This is a genomic window from Paracoccus lichenicola, assembly GCF_009708075.1.
GTDB lineage: Bacteria > Pseudomonadota > Alphaproteobacteria > Rhodobacterales > Rhodobacteraceae > Paracoccus > Paracoccus lichenicola.
This window is the reverse complement of the sequence record NZ_WMBT01000003.1, coordinates 343,215-363,078: the sequence shown is the minus strand read 5'-3', so window position 1 is coordinate 363,078 and position 19,864 is coordinate 343,215. Positions and strand designations below refer to the sequence as shown.

Sequence of the window (19,864 nt, the reverse complement as noted above, 5' to 3'; positions counted from 1 at the left end):
CGGGGCAATCCCATGACCACGGAAGGCCGGCGCCCGACCCGAGGGGGGCGTGAAGCGCCCGCCTGGGGGCGGGGCGGGCGCTGGCCGGGCTTTTGAAGCCCGGCGGTTCGGGTGGCGATGTCGCAGCGTGGCGAAGGCGATGGCCTTCGCCAGCCAAACCTTGCCTCTAGGCCCCGATCACCTGGTCCGCCACCTGTTCGGACCGCAGCATGTCCTCCAGCGTCAGCGATTCGATCAGGATCAGGTAGGACCAGAAGATCTCGGCGAAGACCTTGCGGATGCGGCACGACGCCTCGTCCCGGCAATCCTCGCAGCGTTGATAGGCGCGGCGGGACAGGCAGGGCAGGGGGGCGATGGGACCGTCGATCAGGCGCAGCAGTTCGGATATGGAAATGTCGGCGGGCCGCTTGATCAGCAGATAGCCGCCCGACCGCCCGCGAATCGAGCTGACCATGCCCGCGTTGCGCAATTCCAGCAGGATCTGTTCCAGGAACCTCTTGGGCGTGTCCGACCGGCGGGCGATCTTTTCGATGGTCAGGGCCTCGGGGACGGGTTGGGCGGCCTCGTCGCCCAGCACCAGCATCGCCTTGAGCGCGTATTTCATCTTCTGCGTGATCATGGCCCACCCTACGGCGGGGAAAAACCCGACTCAAGGTCGAGATTTAGGCAACGCCCGCCTTCGACAGGATTTTTTGCCGCCGCCGACAGCCCGCAGGCTTCCATTCCAAAATATACGACAAAGACGCTAGACATTTGCTGTTTTTCTGGCACCCTGGGTTTCACGATGCTGCCGAAGGAACGACGCATGAACAGCCTGGATCTCATCGACCGCAAGATCATCGCCGCCCTGATGGAGGACGCGACCCAGCCGATCGCGCAGATCGCCGACCGCGTGGGGCTGTCGCAGACCCCCTGCTGGAAGCGCATCCAGAAGCTGGAGGCGACCGGCGTGCTGACCGGCCGCGTGGCCCTGGCCGATCCGGCGCAGCTTGGCCTGGGCCTGACCGTCTTCGTGGGGATCGAGGCCACCGACCACGGCGCCGACTGGCGCGACGCCTTCCTGACGACCGTGCGCAAGTTCCCCGAGGTGATGGAAGCCTATCGCATGGCGGGGGACATGGATTACCTGCTGCGCGTGGCGGTGCCCGACATGGCGGCCTATGACGACTTCTACCGCCGGTTGACCGATGCCGTGCCCATCAAGAACCTGACCTCGCATTTCGCGATGGAGCGGCTGCGCTATACCACCGCCTATCCCGTCAATACCCGCGACCGTTGAGAGATCCTCGTTCTCTTTGGCAGAGGATCTTTGGGAACTAAATCACGACAAACTGTGTAGTGTTATGTGGAATTAAGCGGAAGGAATCGCCCGATGTCCAAGACCCTGATCGTTCCCGGCCTTGACGGATCGCCCGCGCCCCATTGGCAGGACTGGTGGGCCCGCACCGATCCCAACGCGATGATCGTCGATCTGCCCGATCCCCGCCGCCCCGTCCGCGAGGCCTGGGAGGCCGCCCTGGCCGTGATGATCCTGCGCCATCCGGACAGCATCCTGGTCGGCCATTCGCTGGGTTCGGTGCTGATCGCGCAGATGCTGGCCCACTGGTCGGGGCTGAAGGTGCGCGGCGCCATGCTGGTCGCGCCCGCCGATCCCCATGCGGGATTCGACGACTGCAAGCGCATCCGCCGCTTCGGCCCGCTGCCGGACAGGGCGCTGGACGTGCCGGCGGTGCTGGTCGCCAGCCGCAACGATCCCTGGATGGCCTTCAACCGCAGCCGGGATTTGGCCGATGCGCTTGGCGCCGACCTGATCGACCTGGGCCATGCGGGTCATGTCAACGTGGCCTCGGGCTTTGGTCCCTGGCCCGGCGGCAAGGTGATCCGCGACCGCCTGCTGGAGCAGACGGAACGCCCCTCGGTCCTGCGCCGGTGGTTCGGGCAGACCGCCCCCATCCGGCCCCGCCTGCCCGGCGCATGACGATGCCCGCCCGCAGCGTCCGGCGCCACGCCGACCCCGATCCCGCCCCCATCATCGACTTCGGAGTGCCCTTCATGTTCGACATCCAGACCGAGCTGCACCTGCGCCGTGCCGGACGCGATGCCGCGGCCGCCCATGAGACCGGCCGCGCCGCCCGCGCGATCCTGATCGCGGCCAACCTGTCGGCCCTGTCCCTGCTGGCGGCCACGCTGCTCTGACCCCCGCGCACGAGGTCCCCGATGACCCTTGACCCGATCCTTACGGCCCCCTCGGCCCCGCTGGCGCATAGTGACGGTCCCCATGTCGTCGTCATCGGCGGCGGCGCCAGCGGCGTGTTGATGGCGGCCCACCTGCTGCGCGATCCGCACGGCCAGGCGCGGGTCACGATCATCGAGGGGCGGCACATGCTGGGTTGCGGCATCGCCTATTCGACCGACGATCCCGACCATCTGCTGAACACCCGCGCCATCAGCATGAGCGCCTTTCCCGACCAGCCCGGCCATTTTTGCGACTGGCTGGCGGCCCAGGGCATTGCCGCCGGTCCGCAGCCGGGCGACGGCTTCGTCAGCCGGTCCACCTATGGCGCCTACATGGCCAGCCTGATCGCGCCCTGGTCGCGCGGCGACGGTTCCCGCCGCCTGCGCTGCCTGCGCGCCCTTTGCCTGGGCCTGGAGGAAGACGGCACGGGCGTCACCGCGCACCTGTCCGACGGCACCCGCATCCGCGCCGACAGGGCGGTGCTGGCCACGGGCCATGCCCTGCCCGAACCCGACCCCGAGGGGCTGGTGCAGGGATCCTGGGAACAGGCGGATCTGCCCGGCCGCGACGACCGCGTGGTGATGGTGGGATCGGGCCTGTCGATGGTCGATCAGGCTCTCAGCCTGCTGCGGCGCGGCCACCGGGGCGAGATCCTGGTGGTGTCGCGCCGCGCGCAACTGCCGCGCGTCCATGCCGCGACCCGGCCCCTGGCGGTGGCGGTCGCCGATATTCCCCTGGGCGCGCCGGTCAGCCGGCTGATGGCCTGGCTGCGCGCCCTTGCCGCCCGGGCCGAGGACGCGGGCGGCACCTGGCGCGACGCGATGGACGGGGTGCGCCCCCATATCCGCGCGATCTGGCAGGCGCTGCCCCCCGGGGAACGCGCCCGCTTCCTGCGCCATGCGGCGTCCTGGTGGGAGGTTCACCGCCACCGCCTGCCGCCCGAAAGCGCGGTCCCGATCCATGCCGCGATGGAAACCGGGCGGATGCGCCTGCTGGCCGCCAGCTTCCAGGGGGCCGAACGCAATGCCCAAGGCCAGGTGCAGGCCGTGATCCGATGCCGCGGCAGCCGGGTCGAACAGCGGATCAAGTGCGCGCGCATCATCGACTGCCGGGGCATCCGCCGCGATCCCGAACGCAACGCCACGCCCGTGGTGGCAAGCCTGCTGCAGGGCGGGCAGGCGCGCATCGACCCGCTGAGGCTGGGCCTGGATGTCGGCCCGGATGCCGCCGTCATCGACGCGGGCGGCACCCCCTCGGACCGGATCTTCGCCATCGGCCCCGCGTCCCGCGCCGCCTTCTGGGAAATCACCGCGATCCCCGACATCCGCGACCAGACCGCGCATCTGGCCCGGCGGCTGATCGCGGCAGCCGCCCGCCCCTAGACCTGCCCCAGAAGCCTTCGCAGCACCTGCAGCTTGGCACCGGCGACATCGACGATGCTGTCCGCCGACATCGCGTCGTCATTGGCCCAGATGCGCAAGGTGTCGGCCAGCGCGTGCGCCATCGCCTCGGCCAGCAATCGCGCGTCGGGGCGCGCGTCCTCTCCCACCCGGGTCACGGCCAGGTCCGCGATCTGGTCGCCCAGCCGTTTCAGCGACCCGTAGAAGATCGGCAGCAGGTCCGGCGCCGTCCCCAGCAGCCGGTCGATCAGCCGCCCGGTGCCGCGATCCAGGTCGCTGCCGTTCAGCATCTGCCGCAACGCCTGCAGCAGGTCGGCCAGCAGCGGCCCGGACGAGGCGCGGAACCACGCCACCGTGCCGTCGTCGAAGCAGAGCGGCGTGCCCACGAACGCCGCGTCCTTGTTCAGGTAATAGTTGAAGAAGGTCCGCTGGCTGATCCCGGCCTGGGCGGCGATCATCTCGGTCGTGACGGCGTCATGGCCGTGGCGCAAGGCCAGCGACAGGGCCGCCCGCTGGATCTCGCGCGAGGTTTGCAACCGCCTGCGATCACGCAGCGTTGGCTTCACGGCCATGTGTCACCCTTCCCCCAGTATTCACACCAAGCAAACATTGCACAGTATGCATTGATGTGCAACAAGATGAGCAACTGCCGCTGTCCCGGCACCCTTCCGCGAAGGAATCGTCCGATGTTCCGAGTCCGCCCCCTTGCCTGCATCCCGCTGCTGTGGAGCCTCGCCCTGCCGGTCCATGCGCAGGACGGGCAGATGCCGCCCCCCCGGGTCGGCGTCGTCACCGTCCAGCCCCAGCAGGTGCCGCGCATCGTGACGCTGCCGGGCCGGGCCGTGGCGCAGGCCGAGGCGGCGATCCGGCCCCGGGTCGGCGGGCTGGTGACCGAGATCCTCTACCAGCCCGGCGCCGCGCTGGAACAGGGCGCGCCCATGTTCCGCATCGACCCGACCACCTACCAGGCCAACCTGTCCAGCGCCGAGGCCCAGGTGACATCGGCCCGGGCGGCGCTGACCGAGGCCGAGATATCCTTTGATCGGGCAGACCGGTTGCTGGGATCGGGCACTGCCCAGGCACAGGTCGATGAAGCCCGCGCCACGCTGGAACAGGCGCAGGCCGCGCTGCAATCGGCCGAGGCCGCGCGGACCCTGGCGCAGGCGGAACTGGACTGGACCACCGTGACCAGCCCCATCGACGGCATGGCCAGCGTGGCGCAGGTGTCCGTGGGCGATCTGGTCACGGCGAACCAGGCGGACGCCCTGGCGACCGTCACCCGCCTGGACCCCATCGAGGTGGACATGTACGAGACTTCGGCCCGGATGCTGTCGCTGCGCGAGGATATCAGCAGCGGGCGGTTGCAAAGGACCGAGAAGATCGAGGCAACGCTGACGCTGGAAACCGGCGAAACCTATGCCGCGACGGGCGAACTGGTCGCGCCGGGCTTCAGCGTCTCGACCACGACCGGGGCGGTCGATACGCGGTTCCGCTTCGACAATCCGCGCAGGCTTCTGTTGCCCGGCATGTTCCTGCGCGGCCAGATCAACCTGGGCACGACCGAAGGCTTCCTGGTCACGCAGAACGCCGCGACCCGCAACAAGACGGGCCAGCTGTCGGCCTGGGTGGTCCGCGACGGCAAGGCCGTGCAGGTGGACCTGGCCGACAACGGCAGCTACCGGAACCACTGGATCGTCACCGACGGGCTGGAGCCGGGCGACCTTCTGGCGGTGGACAACCTGTCGGCCCTGACCCAGGGGGCCGCGGTGACGACCGTGCCCGTCACGCTGGACGAGAACGGCGTGGTCCTGGAACAGGCGGTCCCTGACGCCCCGGCGCAAGCCCAACCCGCCCCGGCGGCGGAGTAACCCCCATGGCGCGCTTCTTCATCCACCGCCCCGTCTTCGCATGGGTTCTGGCCCTCGTGACCATGCTGGCGGGCGCGCTTGGCCTGCAAACGCTGGCGATCGAGCAATATCCCCAGATCGCCCCCACCACCGTGCGCATCAGCGCGACCTATACCGGCGCCTCGGCCGCCATCGTGGAAAATTCCGTCACCACCGTGATCGAGGACGCGATGACCGGCCTTGACGGGCTGATCTACATGACCTCGAACTCGACGCCCGGTTCGGCGTCCGTGTCGCTGACCTTCGACGACACGGTCGATCCCGACATCGCGCAGGTGCAGGTCCAGAACAAGCTGCAGCTGGTCACGTCGCAACTGCCCGACCTCGTGCAACAGCAGGGCGTGGAGGTGTCGCGGTCCACCTCGTCGATCCTGCTGGTGGGGGCGCTGACCAGCAGCGACGGCAGCTATTCCTCGGTCGAACTGGGCGATCTGGTGTCCCAGATGATTGAGGATCCGGTCAAGCGCACGGCGGGCGTCGGATCCATCAACACCTTCGGGTCGGGCTATGCCATGCGCATCTGGCTGGACCCGATGAAGATGGCGCAATACCAGGTCACGCCCGCCGACGTGACCACCGCCGTGTCCGAACAGAACACCAACGTCACCGTGGGCGACCTGGGGGCCGAACCCAGTGCCGAAGGCCAGCGGCTGACCCTGACCCTGTCGGCGCAGTCGCAGTTCTCGTCCGTTCCCGAATTTGAACGCATCCTGCTGCGCGTGGATCCCGACGGCTCGACCGTCTTCCTGGGCGATGTCGCCCGGATCGAGATCGGGCAGGAAGCCTATGGCGGGACCGCGCGGTACAACGGCAACCCGGCGGCGGGCTTTGGCGTCAACCTGGCCACGGGGGCCAATGCGGTCAGCACCGCCGAGGCCGTGCGCGGGGTCATCGACGGCATCGCGCCCTCGCTGCCGGCGGGGGTCGAGGTCGTCTATCCCTACGACACCTCGCCCTTTGTCGAGGAATCGATCAACCAGGTGTATCACACCCTGGCCGAGGCCGTGGTGCTGGTCTTCCTGGTGATCCTGGCCTTCCTGCAAAGCTGGCGCGCGACGATCATCCCGGTGATCGCCATCCCGGTGGTGCTGCTGGGCACCTTCGGCGTGCTGGCCGTGGCGGGCTTTTCCATCAACACCCTGACCATGTTCGCCCTGGTCCTGGCCATCGGGTTGCTGGTCGATGACGCCATCGTCGTGGTGGAAAACGTCGAGCGCGTGATGGAGGAGGAGGGTCTCGGTCCCGTCGAGGCGACCGAGAAAAGCATGGACGAGATCACCTCGGCCCTGGTCGGCATCGTCATGGTGCTGTCGGCGGTGTTTTTGCCCATGGCCTTCATGACGGGCGCCACCGGGGTGATCTATCGCCAGTTTTCCTTGACGATCATCACCGCCATGGTGCTGTCGCTGGGCGTGGCGGTGACGCTGACCCCCGCCATGTGCGCCAGCCTGCTGAAACCGCGCAAGCATGGCGGCGGCATCGCCCCCGCCCGCTGGTTCAACCGCAACCTGGACCGGGCGACCAACGGCTATGGCAATGTCGTGGCCCGGCTGGTGCGCCGCCCGTTCCGCATGTTGATCGTGCTGGCCGCCATCAGCCTGGGCGTTGCCGCGCTTTACGGCAAGCTGCCCGGATCCTTCCTGCCGGACGAGGATCAGGGCGTGATGATGGTGATGATCGAGACGCCCGACGGATCGACCACCGCCCAGACACAGGCGCTGGTCGAAAAGGTCGAGCAATACCTGCGCGGCCCGGAGGCCGACACGGTGGAATCCACCTTCTCGGTGCTGGGCTTCAGCTTCGGCGGATCGGGCCAGAACAACGCCATGCTGTTCGCGAAACTGCGCGACTACGAGGAACGGCCCGGCCTGGACGTGGCGTCCCTGGTGTCGCGCGCCAACGGCCATTTCTTCATGAACAACCGCGCGGGGCAGGCCTTCTTCCTGCAACCGCCCTCGATCCCCGGCATGGGCGCGTCCTCGGGCTTCTCGATGTACCTGCTGGACCAGTCCGGGCAGGGGCAAGAGGCGCTGTCGGCCGCCGCCGACGATCTGGTCGCGACCGCCCAGGCCGATGGCCGCGTCACCAACCTGCGGGGCAACGAGGCGCCGTTCCAGACATCGTTGCGCCTGGACATCGACCAGCAGAAGGCCGCGGCCTTCGGCCTGTCGGTTTCCGAGGTGAACGCGATGCTGTCCGTGATCTTCTCGGGGCGCGACGTGAACGACTTTGCCCTGGGCACCGAACTGCGCCCGGTGATCGTCCAGGGCGAGGCCTATGCCCGGTCCCAACCCGAGGACATCGACCGCTGGTTCGCCCGCAACGCCGACGGCGACATGGTCAATTTCGGCGCCTTTTCCACCCAGGTCTGGGACCAGGAACCGCAGGCCCTGGCCCGTTACGGCGGCACCCGCGCGCTGGAACTGTCGGGGGCTGCGGCGCAGGGCCTGTCGTCCGGCGCGGCCATGTCTGCCATGGAGGAGATGGTGGCCGACATGCCGGGCGGTTACGGCACCGCCTGGACGGGCCTGTCCTATCAGGAACGGCTGTCCGGGAACCAGGCACCGGTGCTGTTCGCGCTGTCCGCCCTGGTGGTCTTCCTGGCGCTGGCCGCGCTTTACGAAAGCTGGACGGTGCCCCTGGCGGTGATGCTGACCGTGCCCATCGGCATCCTGGGGGCACTGGCCGCGGCGCTGGTCTTCGGCCAGTCGAACGACGTTTACTTCAAGGTGGGCCTGCTGACGACCATCGGCCTTGCCGCGCGAAACGCCATCCTGATCGTGGAATTCGCCCAATCCCTGGTGGCGCAGGGGCGTCCGCTGCTGGATGCGGCCATCGAGTCGTCGAAGATGCGCCTGCGCCCGATCCTGATGACCACCTTCGCCTTCATGCTGGGCGTGCTGCCGCTGGCCATCGCATCGGGGGCGGGGGCGGGGGCGCAGAACTCGATCGGGATCGGGGTTCTGGGCGGCATGGCCTCGTCCGCCGTGATCGGGATCTTCCTGGTGCCGGTCTTCTATGTGGCCGTGCTGAAGGCGGTCGAGCTTGTGAGAAGAAGAAAGGCGAAACCCGCCTGAGAAGGGAATGGCGCGCGGCGCCTGCATGGGTGGTGTTGAACCAAGGTGCGTGCAAGCACGCACCCTACGGGGTGGCCCTGCCGGTCGGGATTGCCCATGCGTAGGGTGCGTGCTTGCACGCACCGCCCCTTCAAACGATCCGCGTCACCAGCGGCGTCAGCCCGTCGATCTCGACCGTGACGACCTGCCCCCGCGTGACCGCCCCCACCCCCGCCGGAGTGCCGGTGAAGATCAGGTCGCCCGCCGCCAGCCGCACCGATCGCGACAGATGCGCGATCACGTCGGCCACCGGCCAGATCATCCGCGACAGGTCCGATTCCTGCCGCAGCGCGCCATCGACGCTCAACGCGATCCGCCCGCCGTTGATCGGGCCGGTTTCCCCGACCGGATGCAGCGTCCCGCAGGCCGCCGACAGGTCGAACCCCTTGGCCAGGTCCCAGGGCCGCCCGGCCTTCTTGGCCGCCGCCTGCAAGTCGCGCCGGGTGAAGTCGTTGCCCACCGCATAGCCCCAGATCAGCCCTTGCGCATCGCCGGGCGCGATGTCCGCCCCGCCCGCGCCAAGCGCCACGACCAGTTCGGCCTCGAAATGCAGATCCCGGGTCTGCGGTGGATAGGGCAGGTCGGCGCCGTCCGTCAGCAGCGCATCGGTGGGCTTGGAAAAGAAGAACGGCGGTTCCCGGTCCGGGTCGTGGCCCATCTCTCGCGCGTGGTCGGCAAAGTTGCGGCCCACGCAATAGATCCGGCGCACCGGAAAGCGGCGGCTGCCGCCTGCCACGGGCAACGAGGAGACGGTGGCGGGCGGGATGACGAAATCGGGCATGACGGGGCTTTCGCTGGGATCAGGCGCGCAGACTGTTCGGCCCGCCCGTTCCCGTCAAGGCAGGCTTCGCCCGTAGGACACGGGTTCCAGCACCACCACCGTGGGCCGGTCGGGCAGCCCGCGCAAGGACGCCAGGTATTCGCTGCCCCCCGGCCGCCGGATGTCGAACTGCCCGGACATGCCGGTCAGGAAGGCCTCCAGCCGCGCCGGGCCGAACCAGTGCATGGGGATCACCACGGAACTGTTCAGCCGGCTGACCACCCGCATCATCGCCGCCTGCTCCATCGTGTAGCTGCCATCCACCGGCACCAGCAGCACGTCCACCCGGCCCAGGGTCGCGTATTGCTGATCGGTCGGCTCGTGGTGCAGATGGCCCAGGTGGCCGATGCACAGGCCCCCGGCCTCGAAGACGAAGATGGAATTGCCGTTTTCCTCGACCGTGCCCCAGGACCGGATGTCGGTCGGCACGTTGCGGATCAGCACGTCGCCCAGCGTCAGGTAATGATCGGCGGCGATGCCGAACCGGTCGGACCAGCCGCGCAGCACATGGGGAACGCCCTCGACCGCGTCGGTCCAGTGCGAGGAATGGGCGTGGTTCATCGTCACCACGTCCGGGGCGGGCGCGCCGGCGGGCAGGGCGCCGTTATAATCGGTGACGATGTCCAGGCCCCCTTCGGTCTGGATCAGGAACATCGAATGGCCCAGATAGGACAGCCGGACCGACCGTTCCGGCACCGGGTCCGACCAGGCGGCCTGCCGGACCCGCTCCGGCCCGCCGGCGATGGCGATGCAATGGCTGGGCCGCCGCTCTTGCGCCTGGACGGCCAGGGGCGCGGCGAGACACAGGGCGGCAAGGATCGCAAGGCGCATGATGTCCCCCTTGGCGTGACAGGGAAAGGCTAGCGCGGATCCGCCATGCGCCCAAAGCCGCAGCGGTCCCGGCGGCTCACAAGCGCGTGACAGGGCTGTCGCCCGCGGCCAAGCGGCGGGATGATGCCTGCAAGGTCATCAGAAAGGACGCCCATGTTCATCGCCATGAACCGCTTCACCGTGCCCGTCGAGAACGCCGAGGCCTTCGAGGCCCTGTGGCTGTCGCGCGACAGCAAGCTGGACGAGCTGCCGGGCTTTGTCGAATTCCACATGCTGAAGGGTCCCGAGGAGGACGGGCGGCGCCTTTACGCCTCGCACACGGTGTGGAAATCCGAGGATCATTTCCGCGGCTGGACCCGCAGCCAGCAGTTCCGCGACGCCCATGCCCGCGCGGGCGAGACGAAGAAGCTGTACGAGGGCGGTCCCCGGTTCGAGGGGTTCACCGCGATCCAGACGATCGGCCGGGCGGGATAGGACGGAAGTCTGGCGAAGGCCATCGCCTTCGCCACAGCGGAACATATCCACCGGAACCGCCGGGCCTCAAAGGCCCGGCCAGCGCCCGCCCGCCCCCAGGCGGGCGCTTCACGCCCCCCTCGGGTCGGGCGCTGGCCTTATGTGGTCGCGGGGCTGCACCATCTCTGATTGCGCCGTCACACGAAGGGCGGGGGAAATGCAGTGCATTTCCTTGTCCCGCCCTGGATCGTGGTCTTTGCCTGCAGCAAACTCAGTTGCCCGTCAAAACCCCTTGTGCGTCTTCAGGAACTCGTCCTCGTCCGGGGTGTTCGGGCGGTCCAGGATCGCGTTGCGATGCGGAAAGCGGCCGAATTTCTCGATGATGTCGCGGTGCCGGACGGCATAGTCCAGATAGCCCGGATCGCCCAGGGTCTCGAACAGCTCGACCGAGCGGGTCTGGTCGGGCAGATCCTCGCTGTGTTCGAAGGGCAGGTAGAAAAACACCCGCCGCTTCGGATCGACCTGGCTGTCGAAGCCCGCGTCCACGGCGGCGCGGGCATGGTCCAGCGCAAGGTCGTCCGATTCGAAGGCGCGGGGCGTGCCGCGAAAGATGTTGCGCGGGACCTGGTCCAGCACGATCGCCAGGGCCAGCGCGCCATCGGGCGTTGCGGCCCAACCGTCCAGTTGGCGGCGATGCGCGGCCTGATAGGTCTCGGCGAAGCCCTCGCGGATGCGGGCGTCGATGGCGTCCGACTTGGCGAACCAGTGGGGTTCCATGTCGGGGGAAAACCAGAAATCCAGCACGTCCTGGGCAGTCCTGATCGTCATGCGTCAGCTCCTTTCCGGCAAGGGGATATGCTCGGCCCGGTCGGTGGGCGGCAGGTCGAACAGGCCCTGGCCCCAGCGTTCCGCGCGCCATTGGCGCTTTGCCTCCTCGATCCGCTCGCGCGAGGAGGCCACGAAATTCCACCAGATATGGCGCGGCCCGTCCAGCGTTTCCCCGCCAAGCGCCATCAGCCGGGCGCCCCGGTCGCCCGCCTGCACGGTGATCGCGTCCCCGGGACGAAAGACCATCATCCGCCCGGCCTCGAACTCCTGCCCGGCGATGCGGACCGAGCCTTCGGTGACGTAAAGGCCGCGATCCTCGTGGTCGTCGGGCAGGGGAAAGCGGGCGCGGGGGTCCAGCGCCACGTCCAGGTAGAAGGTGTCGGAATACATCGTCGCGGGCGCGGTCTCGCCATAGGCGCGGCCCAGGATCAGCCGCGCCTGGATGCCCGCATCGCGGATCACCGGCAGGGCGTCGCGCCCGTGATGTTCGAAGACGGGTTCCATGTCCTCGTGGCGTTCCGGCAGGGCGATCCAGGTCTGGATGCCGAACAACCCGTGCGGCCCGTCCCGCCCCGCCGTGCGTTCGGAATGGGTGACGCCCCGGCCCGCCACCATCCAGTTCAGCGCGCCCGGCGTGATCACCTGGTCGCTGCCGATGCTGTCGCGGTGATGGAAGTCGCCGCGATACAGGTACGTGACGGTGCCAAGCCCGATATGAGGGTGGGGGCGCACGTCGATGCCCCGGCCGGTCAGGAATTCCGCCGGTCCCACCTGGTCGAAGAAGATGAAGGGTCCGACCATCTGGCGTTTCGGCGCGGGCAGGGCGCGGCGGACCTCGAACCCGCCGATGTCGCGGGCGCGGGGGATGATCAGCGTCTCGATGGCGTCGGGGCCGATGGCGTCGGGGCAGCCGGGGGTCAGGGCGGGGTTCCAGCTCATGACGGGTCCTCCTTGGACTGCCCCCAAGATAGGTCCGACGGGCACGAACCGCCAAGCGTCGAAGCGTTCGTCCGGGCCGAACGCCGGGTTTCCGCCGGGGCGGATGGTGTCCTGCACGGCGGAACCGCATCTTCGGCGCGGATGTTCCTGGGCCAGAGGTGCGCGATGACGGGCGGAATCCATCACGTGACGGCGATCACCCGCGACGTGCAGGCGAATGTCGATTTCTGGATGGGCTTCCTGGGCCTGTCCCTGGTCAAGCAGACGGCGGGATTCGAGGATGCCGCGCAGTTGCACCTGTTCTATGGCGATCCCGTGGGCAGCCCCGGCACGCTGATCAGCTTCCTGGTCTGGCAGGACGGCGCGGCGGGCCGCGTGGGGCACGGTCAGGTGGCGGAAATCGCCCTGGCGATCCCCCGCGCCCGGATCGGCGACTGGCTGACCCGCGCCATGCAGCGGGGCTTGGCGGTCGAAGGCCCGACCCGAGAGTTCGGCGAACCCGTGCTGCGCCTGAAGGATCCCGACGGCATCATCGTCAAGCTGGTGGGCACGGATGCGCCGGACACCGGCTGGCCCGCCGCGCCCGCCCGGATCCGCGCGGTGACGATCTGGTCCGCCGTCCCCGAACGGACCGCCGCCTTCCTGCGCCCCTTCGGCTATCGGCCCGGCCCGTCCGAGGGCGGGCTGGCGCGGCTTCTGTCGGACACCGACGCCATCGACATTCGCGACGCCTCGGGCTTCGTCGCGGGCATTCCCGGCACCGGCATCATCGACCACGTCGCCCTGCGGGTGCCCGACCGGACGGCCTTGCAGGATCACCACGATGCCTTGAAAACGCGCAACGCGGGCGCGGTGACGGTGCATGACCGGCTTTATTTCGCCTCGCTTTACGTCCGCGAGCCGGGGGATGCGCTGGTCGAGCTTGCGACCGACGGTCCGGGCATGGCGGTGGACGAGGATGCGGATAGTCTGGGCCGGACCCTGATGATTCCCCCGCATGTCGCGGACAACGGCGACCTGCGGCTGCGCTTGCCGCAATTCGCCCGGCCGGGCGAGGAAAGGACACGGATGAGAGAGCTGCCCTTCGTTCACCGGCTTCGCCAGCCCGATCATCCCGACGGATCCGCCATGGTGCTGCTGCACGGATCGGGCGGGAACGAGACCGACCTGATGCCGCTGGCCCATCGCATCGCGCCCCATGCCACGCTGCTGGGCGTGCGCGGCCGTTCGACCGAGGAAGGCATCCCGCGCTTTTTCCGCCGCACGGCGATGACCAGCTTCGACCAGGCCGACATCCGGGCCGAGGCCGAGGCCTTCGCCGCCTTCTGGACCGGCGCGCTGGCGGCCTATGACCTCGATCCCGCGCGGATCACGGTGATGGGCTATTCCAACGGCGCGAACTTCGCCGCCGCCGTGATGGGCCTGCATCCCGGGCTGATCCGGCGGGCGATCCTGATGCGGTCGATGGCCGCGCTGGAGGATCTGCCGCAGGCCGACCTTGCGGGCGTGTCGGTGCTGACCCTGACCGGGGCGCGCGATCCCTATGGTCCCCACGCGCCGCGCCTGAACGAGTGGCTGGCCGCCCGGGGTGCGGCCCTGGATGCCCGCGTCGTGCAGGCCGGGCACGACATCGTGGCCGACGACCTAACCGCCGCCGCGGCATGGATGAAAGAGGTGACGAATGCCTGACCTGACCATCACCCGGGAAGACACCGACGCCCGTCACGGCCGCTATGTCGCCCGCATCGCGGGCATCGAGGCCGAGGCCGAACTGACCTTCACCCGCCACGGCGAGGGCCGCATCAGCGCCGATCACACCGGCGCGCCCGAGGCGCTGCGCGGCACGGGTGCGGCAGGCGCCCTGGTCGAGGCGATGGTGGCGGATGCCCGCAAGGAGGGCTTTCGGATCGTGCCGCTGTGTTCCTATGTCGCGGGGCGCTATGCGAAGCACCCGGAATGGGAGGACGTGTTCACGACGTAGGGTGCGTGCTTGCACGCACCTTTTTCCGGCGGCATCGGTGCGTGCAAGCACGCACCCTACGGGTTCTTTGCCACGGTCCTCGGGTGTAGGGTGGGGTTTCACCCCACCGTTTACCGGCGCATGGTGGGGTGAAACCCCACCCTACACAAACCGGAACCGCGTGCCCCATGGATCGCTGATCGCCTGGCCCGCACGGCCGGGATCCCCGATCACGATCTCGGCCAATCCCGCCATCCCCGCCTCGCGCATCCCCGCGCCCTGGCTGTTCCAGGTATTCCCGGCCAGATGGTGATGATAGCCGTTCCAGCCATACCACGCCCCGCCATGCCCGTCGAAGGTCCGCATCAGCGCCAGGTCGCCCGCGAAGAAGCCGTGCGCCCGGTCCAGGTCGCCCACTTGCAGGTGGACATGGCCGACCGTGCTGCCCTCGGGCGCGCCGGTCCAGGGACCGTCCGCGGCGGACAGCAGGTCGTCCAGATCCAGGCGGCGGGTGAACATGGCGATGCGGTCGCCGTCGCGGGTCCAGTCCGATTCGGGGCGGTCGCGATAGATCTCGATGCCGTTGCCTTCGGGGTCGTCCAGATAGATCGCCTCGCTGACGCCGTGGTCGCTGGCCCCCGACAGGCGGATCCCGCTGTCGGCGGCGTGGCGCAGCCAGCGGGCCAGCGCCGCGCGGCCGGGCAAAAGGAAGGCGGTATGGAACAGCCCCGCCCCGCGGGGATCGCGGGGCCGGGCGGCAGGATCGCGGCGCAGTTCCAGCAGCGTCCGGTCGCCCGCGCCAAGCCGCGCGGTTTCGCCGTCGCCGCCCAGCGGGGCCAGGCCAAGCGCGTCGCGGTAAAAGCCCGTCATGCCGGGCAGGTCGCGTACGGTCAGGGCGACATGGTCGATGGCGGGGGTCATGGCTGGTCCTTTCGCAATGTGGCGGCAAAGCCCGCCACGAACTCGGCAAGCTGCCCGCGGGTCTTGTCGTCGGTCAGGGTGCCGTCCGCGTCGAACAGCCCGCCCGCGCGCGACACCATCAGCCGGCCATCCCACCAGGGGCGCGTGCGCAGGGTGCGCAGCACGGGCCACCAATGCGTCTGCGCCTGCGTGGTCCCGAAGCCGCCGGGCGATGCGCCGATCACGGCCACTGGCTTGTTCACGAAAAGCGCCAGCCCCTCGCCCCGCGACATCCAGTCGATGACGTTCTTGAAGACGCCCGGGATGCCGTTGTTGTATTCCGGCGTCGCCAGCAGCAGCCCGTCGGCCTCGGCCAGTTGCCGGTTCAGGGCGGCGACCGCAGGGGGCGTGCCATGGGCGGCTTCCTCGTCGCCGTCATAGAGCGGCACGGCGGAAATGTCGCCGATGACGATCCGCACGCCTTCGGGCGCCAGATCCCGCGCGGCGCGCAGAAGGCCCGTGTTGATCGAGGCGCGGCGCAGGCTGCCCGACAGGCCGAGGATGGTGGTCATGCGTGTCTCCTGTGGCAAGGCCGGGGCAGGGTGCCCCTGGCGCAGGGGTTCAGTCCAGCGGTTTCAGCCCGGCCTCGATGGCGGCGCGGCGGCCCTCCAGGAAGGGGGGCAGGGACAGGCCCTGGCCCATGCTGTCGCGCGGCTCGTCCACGTCGAAGCCCGGGCCGTCGGTCGCCAGCTCGAACAGGTTGCCGCCCGGTTCGCGGAAGTAGAGCGAGCGGAAGTAATACCGTTCCACCTCGCCCGAGTTCGGCACGCGGAAGCCCCGGACGCGGGCGGTCCATTCGGTCAGCGCATCCGGGTCGGGCACGCGGAAGGCGACGTGATGGACGCCGCCCGCGCCCTGGCTCGCCACGGGCAGGCCGGGCTGGACCGCGACATGCAGTTCGGCGGCCGCGCCACCGTCGCCCATCTGGAAGACATGGACCGTGCCCTGCCCGTCCGGGCTGGCATAATCGCGGACTCGGGTCATGTTCATCACCTGCGTCAGCACGGCCTCGGTCGGGGCCAGGTCGGGGACCGAGATGGTGATGGGGCCAAGGCCCTGGATCTGGTGCTGCGCCGGGACGGGGCTTTGGTCCCAGGGCTGGCCCGCCGGGTCGGGGGCGGCGACCAGGCGCAGGCGCTGGCCTTCGGGGTCTTCCAGGTCCAGGCTGGCGCGGCCGTCCAGTGTCGTGACGGTGCCGGTGGATACGCCCCGGCCGGACAGGCGCGCGGCCCACCAGTCGAGGCTGTCTTCCGCCACCCGCAGCCCGGTGCGGCTGATCGAGCGGGTGCCGCGCCGTTCGCGAGGGGCGGGCCAGTCGAAGAAGGTGATGTCCGTGCCGGGCGTGCCCGCGCCATCGGCGAAGAACAGGTGATAGGCCGAAGTGTCGTCCTGGTTCACCGTCTTCTTGACCCGGCGCAGGCCGAGCGTGTCGGTATAGAAGCGGTTGTTGCCTGCCGCATTCGCCGTGATCGCGGTCAGGTGGTGGATGCCGGTCAGTTGCATGGGTGCGCCTCTTGTTGCGTCGGAACCAATATGGCCCGGGCGGGCCGTTCGGGACAGCCGCCTGATGGGCAATGCGGCGTTCGGTTCTTGCGAACGCCCATGTCCCGGCTATGGTGCCCCGATGAACTGGTCGATCAGCGACATTCGCACGTTCCTGGCGGTGCTGGACGCGGGCAGCATCTCGGGCGCTGCGGCGCGGGCCGATCTGTCGAAATCCGTGGTCAGCAAGCGCATCAGCGATTTCGAGGCAGCGCTTGGCGTGGCGCTGTTCACCCGACACGCGGGCCGCATCGCACCGACCGACAGCGCCTTGGCCCTGGCCGACCGCCTGCGCCCGGCCCTGGCCGAACTGATCGCCGCGACCGAAAGCGTCGGCGGGCAGGCCGATCTGCGCGGCCGCCTGGCCATCGCCGCGCCTATGAGCTTCGGCATCCGCCATCTTGGCCCCGTGATCGCCGGTTTCGCCCGCGCCCATCCGGGGCTGGAGATCGTGCTGGATTACGACGACCAGCTGGCCGACCTGGGCCGGGCGGGCTTCGACGTGGGCCTGCGCATCGGCGATCTGAAGGACAGCAGCCTGATGGCCCGCAGGCTGTGCGAGGATCCGCGCGTGCTGGTCGCCAGCCCCGATTACCTGGCGGTGCATGGCCCCATCGAGGCGCCCGCCGACCTGGCCCGGCACCGCGCCATCGGCTATCTGAACGCCCGGATGGGCGACCTGTGGCCCTTTGCCGACGTGACGCCTCCGCTGCTAGGGCGGATCACCGCGAACAACGGCGACGCGATCCGCGACATGGCGGTAGGGGGCCTCGGGCTGGCGCTGTTGCCGATGTTCATCGTCCACGATGCGCTGCGCGACGGGCGGCTGGTGCGGCTTTTGCCCCATCTGCCGCAGCGGCCCCTGCCCGTCAGCGTGGTCTGGCCGCCGGTCCGGCCGATGCCGCGCAAGACGCGCGCCTTCATCGACCATGTGGCGGGGGCCTTTGCGGGCGCGCCGCCGTGGCTGGAGGGGTTGTGAGGGTGGCAAGGCCGGGGGTTTCACACCCCCGGACCCCCGTGGGATATTTGCAGTCCAAAGCAGGAGCCGTAAACAGATGCTGGTTGATCCGAATGCGCCGTTCTTCCGTCCCCTGTGGGTGCGGATCCTGTGCGTGGTGGTGCCCCTGGCCTGGGCGGGGGTCGAGCTTTATACCGGCAGCCCCTTCTGGGCGCTTCTGTCGGGGGCTGCCGGTCTTTATCTGGCCTTCGCGCTGTTCGTCAGGCGCAGGCCGGATTGACCTCAGGCCGACAGCCGGACCGCCCGGTCCAGCCAGGCAAAGCCGTTCGGCGGCAGGTCCAGAACCCTTCCCGACAGCGTGGCGCGGGACGGCCCGACCAGCGCCGCATCCTCGGCCAGGGTCAGGGTCTCGGGCGCGGTGGACAGGTTGAAGACGCAGGTCAGCGCCTGCCCCTCGGCGCCCCGGTAAAAGGCCAGGATCGGTTCCGGCAGGTCCAGGAACGAGGTTTGGCCCCTCCGCAGCGGCATCTGCGCCTTGCGAAAGGCGATGGTCGCGCGATAGGCCGACAGCACGCTGTCGTTGTCGCCCTGCTGGCCCGCCGCATGGCGCGCGGCCTGCGGTTCCTTGACCGGCAGCCAGGGTTTGGCCGTGGTGAAGCCGGCGTTTTCGCTGTCGTCCCAGACCATCGGCGTGCGGCAGCCGTCGCGGCCCTTGACCTCGGGCCAGAAGCGCAGGGCCGGGGGGTCGGTCAGTTCGTCATAGGTCAGTTCGGTCTCGGTCTGGCCCAGTTCCTCGCCCTGGTAGAGGCAGATGGTGCCGGGGAAGGACAACAGCATCGCCGCCGCCTGCCGGGCGAGAGCCTCGGGCGATTCCGCGTAAGGCAGCCAGCGGGTGACATGGCGGAACACGTCGTGGTTGGAGAATGACCAGCAGGCATGGGCGTCGGGCGCGTCCTGGTGGACGCCCTCGATCGTGTGGCGGAAGTGGCGGGCAGTGAAGGCGTGGCTCAGCATCTCGAAGCTGTAGCACATGTGCAGGCGGTCGCTGCCCGCGGTGTATTCGGCCATGATGCGGATCGCCGTGTCGCCGCTTTCGCCGACCTCGCCCACCATCATGCGGGCGTCGTATGCGTCGGTGAGTTTCCGCATCCGCCTGAGGAAGGCGATGTTTTCCGGCCGGTTCTTGGAATAAACGTGGCGCTGCATGTTGTAGGTGTCGGGCGCGGCGCTGTCGGGGTTGGGCGGGTTGTCGCGCAACCGGGCGTCGTGGAAATAGAAGTTGACCGTGTCCAGCCGGAACCCGTCCACGCCCCGGTCCAGCCAGAAGCGCATGGTGTCCAGAAGCGCGTCCTGAACGTCGCGGTTCCACAGGTTCAGGTCGGGCTGCTCGATCAGGAAGTTGTGCAGGTAATACTGGCGGCGCCGCGGCTCCCATTCCCAGGCCGGGCCGCCGAAGACGGAAGGCCAGTTGTTGGGCGGCGTGCCGTCGGGGTTCGGATCGGCCCAGACATACCAGTCGGCGCGGTCGTTGTCGCGGCTGGCGCGGCTTTCGGCGAACCACGGGTGGCGGTCGCTGGAATGGCTGAGAACCTGGTCGATGATGACCTTCAGGCCCAGGTCATGCGCGCGGGCCACCATGGCGTCGAAATCGGAAAGCGTGCCGAACAGCGGGTCGATGTCGCAATAGTTGCTGACATCATAGCCCATGTCCTTCATGGGCGAGGTGAAGATGGGCGACAGCCAGATCGCGTCCACCCCCAGGGATGCGACATGATCCAGCCGCCGGGTGATGCCGGGCAGGTCGCCGATGCCGTCGCCATCGCTGTCCTGAAAGCTGCGGGGATAGATCTGATAGATCACCGCGTCGCGCCACCATTCCGTCATCCGGCTCTCCTGTCGGGTTGTGTCCGGGGG

The 19,864-nt window shown here is 69.0% G+C and carries 22 protein-coding genes; 11 read left to right on the top strand and 11 right to left on the bottom strand.

Annotation, left to right across the window (positions count from 1 at the left end; genetic code table 11):
* Window positions 1–166: 166 nt before the first annotated feature.
* Complete coding sequence (locus GIY56_RS07970; protein WP_154764277.1) at window positions 167–619, bottom strand: RrF2 family transcriptional regulator; 453 nt, start codon at window positions 617–619, stop codon at window positions 167–169.
* Window positions 620–627: 8 nt separating this feature from the next.
* The gene (locus GIY56_RS07965) at window positions 628–807 is read right to left on the bottom strand and encodes a hypothetical protein (protein WP_154764276.1); all 180 of its coding nucleotides are present in this window, start codon (window positions 805–807) and stop codon (window positions 628–630) included.
* Here GIY56_RS07965 and GIY56_RS07960 point away from each other — a divergent pair.
* From GIY56_RS07960 to GIY56_RS07945, 4 genes are all read left to right on the top strand, one after another.
* Window positions 806–1,279, top strand: coding sequence for an Lrp/AsnC family transcriptional regulator (locus GIY56_RS07960; RefSeq protein WP_154764275.1), 474 nt, complete (start codon window positions 806–808; stop codon window positions 1,277–1,279). The genes GIY56_RS07965 and GIY56_RS07960 overlap by 2 nt on opposite strands.
* A 93-nt stretch (window positions 1,280–1,372) precedes the next feature.
* Entirely contained in the window at window positions 1,373–1,978 is a 606-nt protein-coding gene (locus GIY56_RS07955) for an RBBP9/YdeN family alpha/beta hydrolase (protein WP_154764274.1), read from the top strand.
* A complete protein-coding gene (locus GIY56_RS07950) occupies window positions 1,975–2,196 on the top strand; it encodes a hypothetical protein (protein WP_154764273.1) in 222 nt (73 codons plus the stop codon). The genes GIY56_RS07955 and GIY56_RS07950 overlap by 4 nt, the downstream gene beginning before the upstream one ends.
* Before the next feature lie 21 nt (window positions 2,197–2,217).
* Window positions 2,218–3,618 (top strand): FAD/NAD(P)-binding protein, encoded by a 1,401-nt coding sequence (locus tag GIY56_RS07945; RefSeq protein ID WP_154764272.1) that lies wholly within the window; start codon window positions 2,218–2,220, stop codon window positions 3,616–3,618.
* Here GIY56_RS07945 and GIY56_RS07940 read toward each other — a convergent pair.
* Window positions 3,615–4,208 (bottom strand): TetR/AcrR family transcriptional regulator, encoded by a 594-nt coding sequence (locus GIY56_RS07940; RefSeq protein WP_154764271.1) that lies wholly within the window; start codon window positions 4,206–4,208, stop codon window positions 3,615–3,617. The two genes, GIY56_RS07945 and GIY56_RS07940, sit on opposite strands and share 4 nt — an antisense overlap.
* A 114-nt stretch (window positions 4,209–4,322) precedes the next feature.
* On the opposite strand from GIY56_RS07940, the gene GIY56_RS07935 reads away from it, so the two are divergent.
* Both GIY56_RS07935 and GIY56_RS07930 read left to right on the top strand, forming a co-directional pair.
* The gene (locus GIY56_RS07935) at window positions 4,323–5,504 is read left to right on the top strand and encodes an efflux RND transporter periplasmic adaptor subunit (protein ID WP_154764270.1); all 1,182 of its coding nucleotides are present in this window, start codon (window positions 4,323–4,325) and stop codon (window positions 5,502–5,504) included.
* A gap of 5 nt (window positions 5,505–5,509) precedes the next feature.
* Window positions 5,510–8,620, top strand: a complete 3,111-nt coding sequence (locus GIY56_RS07930) for an efflux RND transporter permease subunit (RefSeq protein WP_154764269.1) — start codon at window positions 5,510–5,512, stop codon at window positions 8,618–8,620.
* Window positions 8,621–8,750: 130 nt separating this feature from the next.
* On the opposite strand, the gene GIY56_RS07925 is transcribed toward GIY56_RS07930, so the two are convergent.
* On the bottom strand, window positions 8,751–9,440 hold the full coding sequence (locus GIY56_RS07925; protein ID WP_154764268.1) for a fumarylacetoacetate hydrolase family protein: 690 nt from the start codon (window positions 9,438–9,440) through the stop codon (window positions 8,751–8,753).
* 54 nt (window positions 9,441–9,494) lie between these two features.
* Window positions 9,495–10,310 (bottom strand): MBL fold metallo-hydrolase, encoded by an 816-nt coding sequence (locus GIY56_RS07920; protein ID WP_154764267.1) that lies wholly within the window; start codon window positions 10,308–10,310, stop codon window positions 9,495–9,497.
* A gap of 153 nt (window positions 10,311–10,463) precedes the next feature.
* On the opposite strand from GIY56_RS07920, the gene GIY56_RS07915 reads away from it, so the two are divergent.
* A complete protein-coding gene (locus GIY56_RS07915) occupies window positions 10,464–10,784 on the top strand; it encodes an antibiotic biosynthesis monooxygenase family protein (RefSeq protein WP_154764266.1) in 321 nt (106 codons plus the stop codon).
* Between the two features lie 261 nt (window positions 10,785–11,045).
* On the opposite strand, the gene GIY56_RS07910 is transcribed toward GIY56_RS07915, so the two are convergent.
* Complete coding sequence (locus GIY56_RS07910) at window positions 11,046–11,591, bottom strand: DUF924 family protein (protein WP_154764265.1); 546 nt, start codon at window positions 11,589–11,591, stop codon at window positions 11,046–11,048.
* A gap of 3 nt (window positions 11,592–11,594) precedes the next feature.
* Entirely contained in the window at window positions 11,595–12,530 is a 936-nt protein-coding gene (locus GIY56_RS07905) for a pirin family protein (protein ID WP_154764264.1), read from the bottom strand.
* Window positions 12,531–12,695: 165 nt separating this feature from the next.
* Between GIY56_RS07905 and GIY56_RS07900 the strand changes: the two genes are divergently transcribed.
* Window positions 12,696–14,219 (top strand): VOC family protein, encoded by a 1,524-nt coding sequence (locus tag GIY56_RS07900; protein ID WP_154764263.1) that lies wholly within the window; start codon window positions 12,696–12,698, stop codon window positions 14,217–14,219.
* Window positions 14,212–14,511: a GNAT family N-acetyltransferase gene (locus GIY56_RS07895; RefSeq protein WP_154764262.1), complete on the top strand. Its 300-nt coding sequence runs from the start codon at window positions 14,212–14,214 to the stop codon at window positions 14,509–14,511. Before GIY56_RS07900 ends, GIY56_RS07895 begins: the two co-directional genes overlap by 8 nt.
* A 141-nt stretch (window positions 14,512–14,652) precedes the next feature.
* Here GIY56_RS07895 and GIY56_RS07890 read toward each other — a convergent pair whose 3' ends face one another.
* Genes GIY56_RS07890 through GIY56_RS07880 form a run of 3 tightly spaced genes read right to left on the bottom strand, consistent with a single transcriptional unit; the run spans window position 14,653 to window position 16,953 of the window.
* Entirely contained in the window at window positions 14,653–15,411 is a 759-nt protein-coding gene (locus tag GIY56_RS07890; protein WP_154764261.1) for a VOC family protein, read from the bottom strand.
* On the bottom strand, window positions 15,408–15,962 hold the full coding sequence (locus tag GIY56_RS07885) for an NADPH-dependent FMN reductase (RefSeq protein WP_154764260.1): 555 nt from the start codon (window positions 15,960–15,962) through the stop codon (window positions 15,408–15,410). The genes GIY56_RS07890 and GIY56_RS07885 overlap by 4 nt, the downstream gene beginning before the upstream one ends.
* A 49-nt stretch (window positions 15,963–16,011) precedes the next feature.
* Complete coding sequence (locus GIY56_RS07880; protein WP_154764259.1) at window positions 16,012–16,953, bottom strand: ring-cleaving dioxygenase; 942 nt, start codon at window positions 16,951–16,953, stop codon at window positions 16,012–16,014.
* 121 nt (window positions 16,954–17,074) lie between these two features.
* Here GIY56_RS07880 and GIY56_RS07875 point away from each other — a divergent pair, with 121 nt between their 5' ends.
* On the top strand, window positions 17,075–17,971 hold the full coding sequence (locus tag GIY56_RS07875) for a LysR family transcriptional regulator (RefSeq protein WP_154764258.1): 897 nt from the start codon (window positions 17,075–17,077) through the stop codon (window positions 17,969–17,971).
* 76 nt (window positions 17,972–18,047) lie between these two features.
* Window positions 18,048–18,230 carry a hypothetical protein gene (locus GIY56_RS07870; protein WP_154764257.1) on the top strand — a complete coding sequence of 61 codons (183 nt, stop codon included), beginning with the start codon at window positions 18,048–18,050 and terminating at the stop codon, window positions 18,228–18,230.
* Between the two features lie 2 nt (window positions 18,231–18,232).
* On the opposite strand, the gene GIY56_RS07865 is transcribed toward GIY56_RS07870, so the two are convergent.
* Window positions 18,233–19,834 (bottom strand): alpha-glucosidase, encoded by a 1,602-nt coding sequence (locus GIY56_RS07865; RefSeq protein ID WP_154764256.1) that lies wholly within the window; start codon window positions 19,832–19,834, stop codon window positions 18,233–18,235.
* Window positions 19,835–19,864: the final 30 nt, after the last annotated feature.

Excerpts from the sequence above, each read along its gene's own strand:
- GIY56_RS07970 (WP_154764277.1), bottom strand. The coding sequence starts at position 619 with ATGATCACGCAGAAGATGAAATACGCGCTCAAGGCGATGCTGGTGCTG.
- GIY56_RS07960 (WP_154764275.1), top strand. The coding sequence starts at position 806 with ATGAACAGCCTGGATCTCATCGACCGCAAGATCATCGCCGCCCTGATG.
- GIY56_RS07965 (WP_154764276.1), bottom strand. The coding sequence starts at position 807 with ATGCGTCGTTCCTTCGGCAGCATCGTGAAACCCAGGGTGCCAGAAAAA.
- GIY56_RS07955 (WP_154764274.1), top strand. The coding sequence starts at position 1,373 with ATGTCCAAGACCCTGATCGTTCCCGGCCTTGACGGATCGCCCGCGCCC.
- GIY56_RS07950 (WP_154764273.1), top strand. The coding sequence starts at position 1,975 with ATGACGATGCCCGCCCGCAGCGTCCGGCGCCACGCCGACCCCGATCCC.
- GIY56_RS07945 (WP_154764272.1), top strand. The coding sequence starts at position 2,218 with ATGACCCTTGACCCGATCCTTACGGCCCCCTCGGCCCCGCTGGCGCAT.
- GIY56_RS07940 (WP_154764271.1), bottom strand. The coding sequence starts at position 4,208 with ATGGCCGTGAAGCCAACGCTGCGTGATCGCAGGCGGTTGCAAACCTCG.
- GIY56_RS07935 (WP_154764270.1), top strand. The coding sequence starts at position 4,323 with ATGTTCCGAGTCCGCCCCCTTGCCTGCATCCCGCTGCTGTGGAGCCTC.
- GIY56_RS07930 (WP_154764269.1), top strand. The coding sequence starts at position 5,510 with ATGGCGCGCTTCTTCATCCACCGCCCCGTCTTCGCATGGGTTCTGGCC.
- GIY56_RS07925 (WP_154764268.1), bottom strand. The coding sequence starts at position 9,440 with ATGCCCGATTTCGTCATCCCGCCCGCCACCGTCTCCTCGTTGCCCGTG.
- GIY56_RS07920 (WP_154764267.1), bottom strand. The coding sequence starts at position 10,310 with ATGCGCCTTGCGATCCTTGCCGCCCTGTGTCTCGCCGCGCCCCTGGCC.
- GIY56_RS07915 (WP_154764266.1), top strand. The coding sequence starts at position 10,464 with ATGTTCATCGCCATGAACCGCTTCACCGTGCCCGTCGAGAACGCCGAG.
- GIY56_RS07910 (WP_154764265.1), bottom strand. The coding sequence starts at position 11,591 with ATGACGATCAGGACTGCCCAGGACGTGCTGGATTTCTGGTTTTCCCCC.
- GIY56_RS07905 (WP_154764264.1), bottom strand. The coding sequence starts at position 12,530 with ATGAGCTGGAACCCCGCCCTGACCCCCGGCTGCCCCGACGCCATCGGC.
- GIY56_RS07900 (WP_154764263.1), top strand. The coding sequence starts at position 12,696 with ATGACGGGCGGAATCCATCACGTGACGGCGATCACCCGCGACGTGCAG.
- GIY56_RS07895 (WP_154764262.1), top strand. The coding sequence starts at position 14,212 with ATGCCTGACCTGACCATCACCCGGGAAGACACCGACGCCCGTCACGGC.
- GIY56_RS07890 (WP_154764261.1), bottom strand. The coding sequence starts at position 15,411 with ATGACCCCCGCCATCGACCATGTCGCCCTGACCGTACGCGACCTGCCC.
- GIY56_RS07885 (WP_154764260.1), bottom strand. The coding sequence starts at position 15,962 with ATGACCACCATCCTCGGCCTGTCGGGCAGCCTGCGCCGCGCCTCGATC.
- GIY56_RS07880 (WP_154764259.1), bottom strand. The coding sequence starts at position 16,953 with ATGCAACTGACCGGCATCCACCACCTGACCGCGATCACGGCGAATGCG.
- GIY56_RS07875 (WP_154764258.1), top strand. The coding sequence starts at position 17,075 with ATGAACTGGTCGATCAGCGACATTCGCACGTTCCTGGCGGTGCTGGAC.
- GIY56_RS07870 (WP_154764257.1), top strand. The coding sequence starts at position 18,048 with ATGCTGGTTGATCCGAATGCGCCGTTCTTCCGTCCCCTGTGGGTGCGG.
- GIY56_RS07865 (WP_154764256.1), bottom strand. The coding sequence starts at position 19,834 with ATGACGGAATGGTGGCGCGACGCGGTGATCTATCAGATCTATCCCCGC.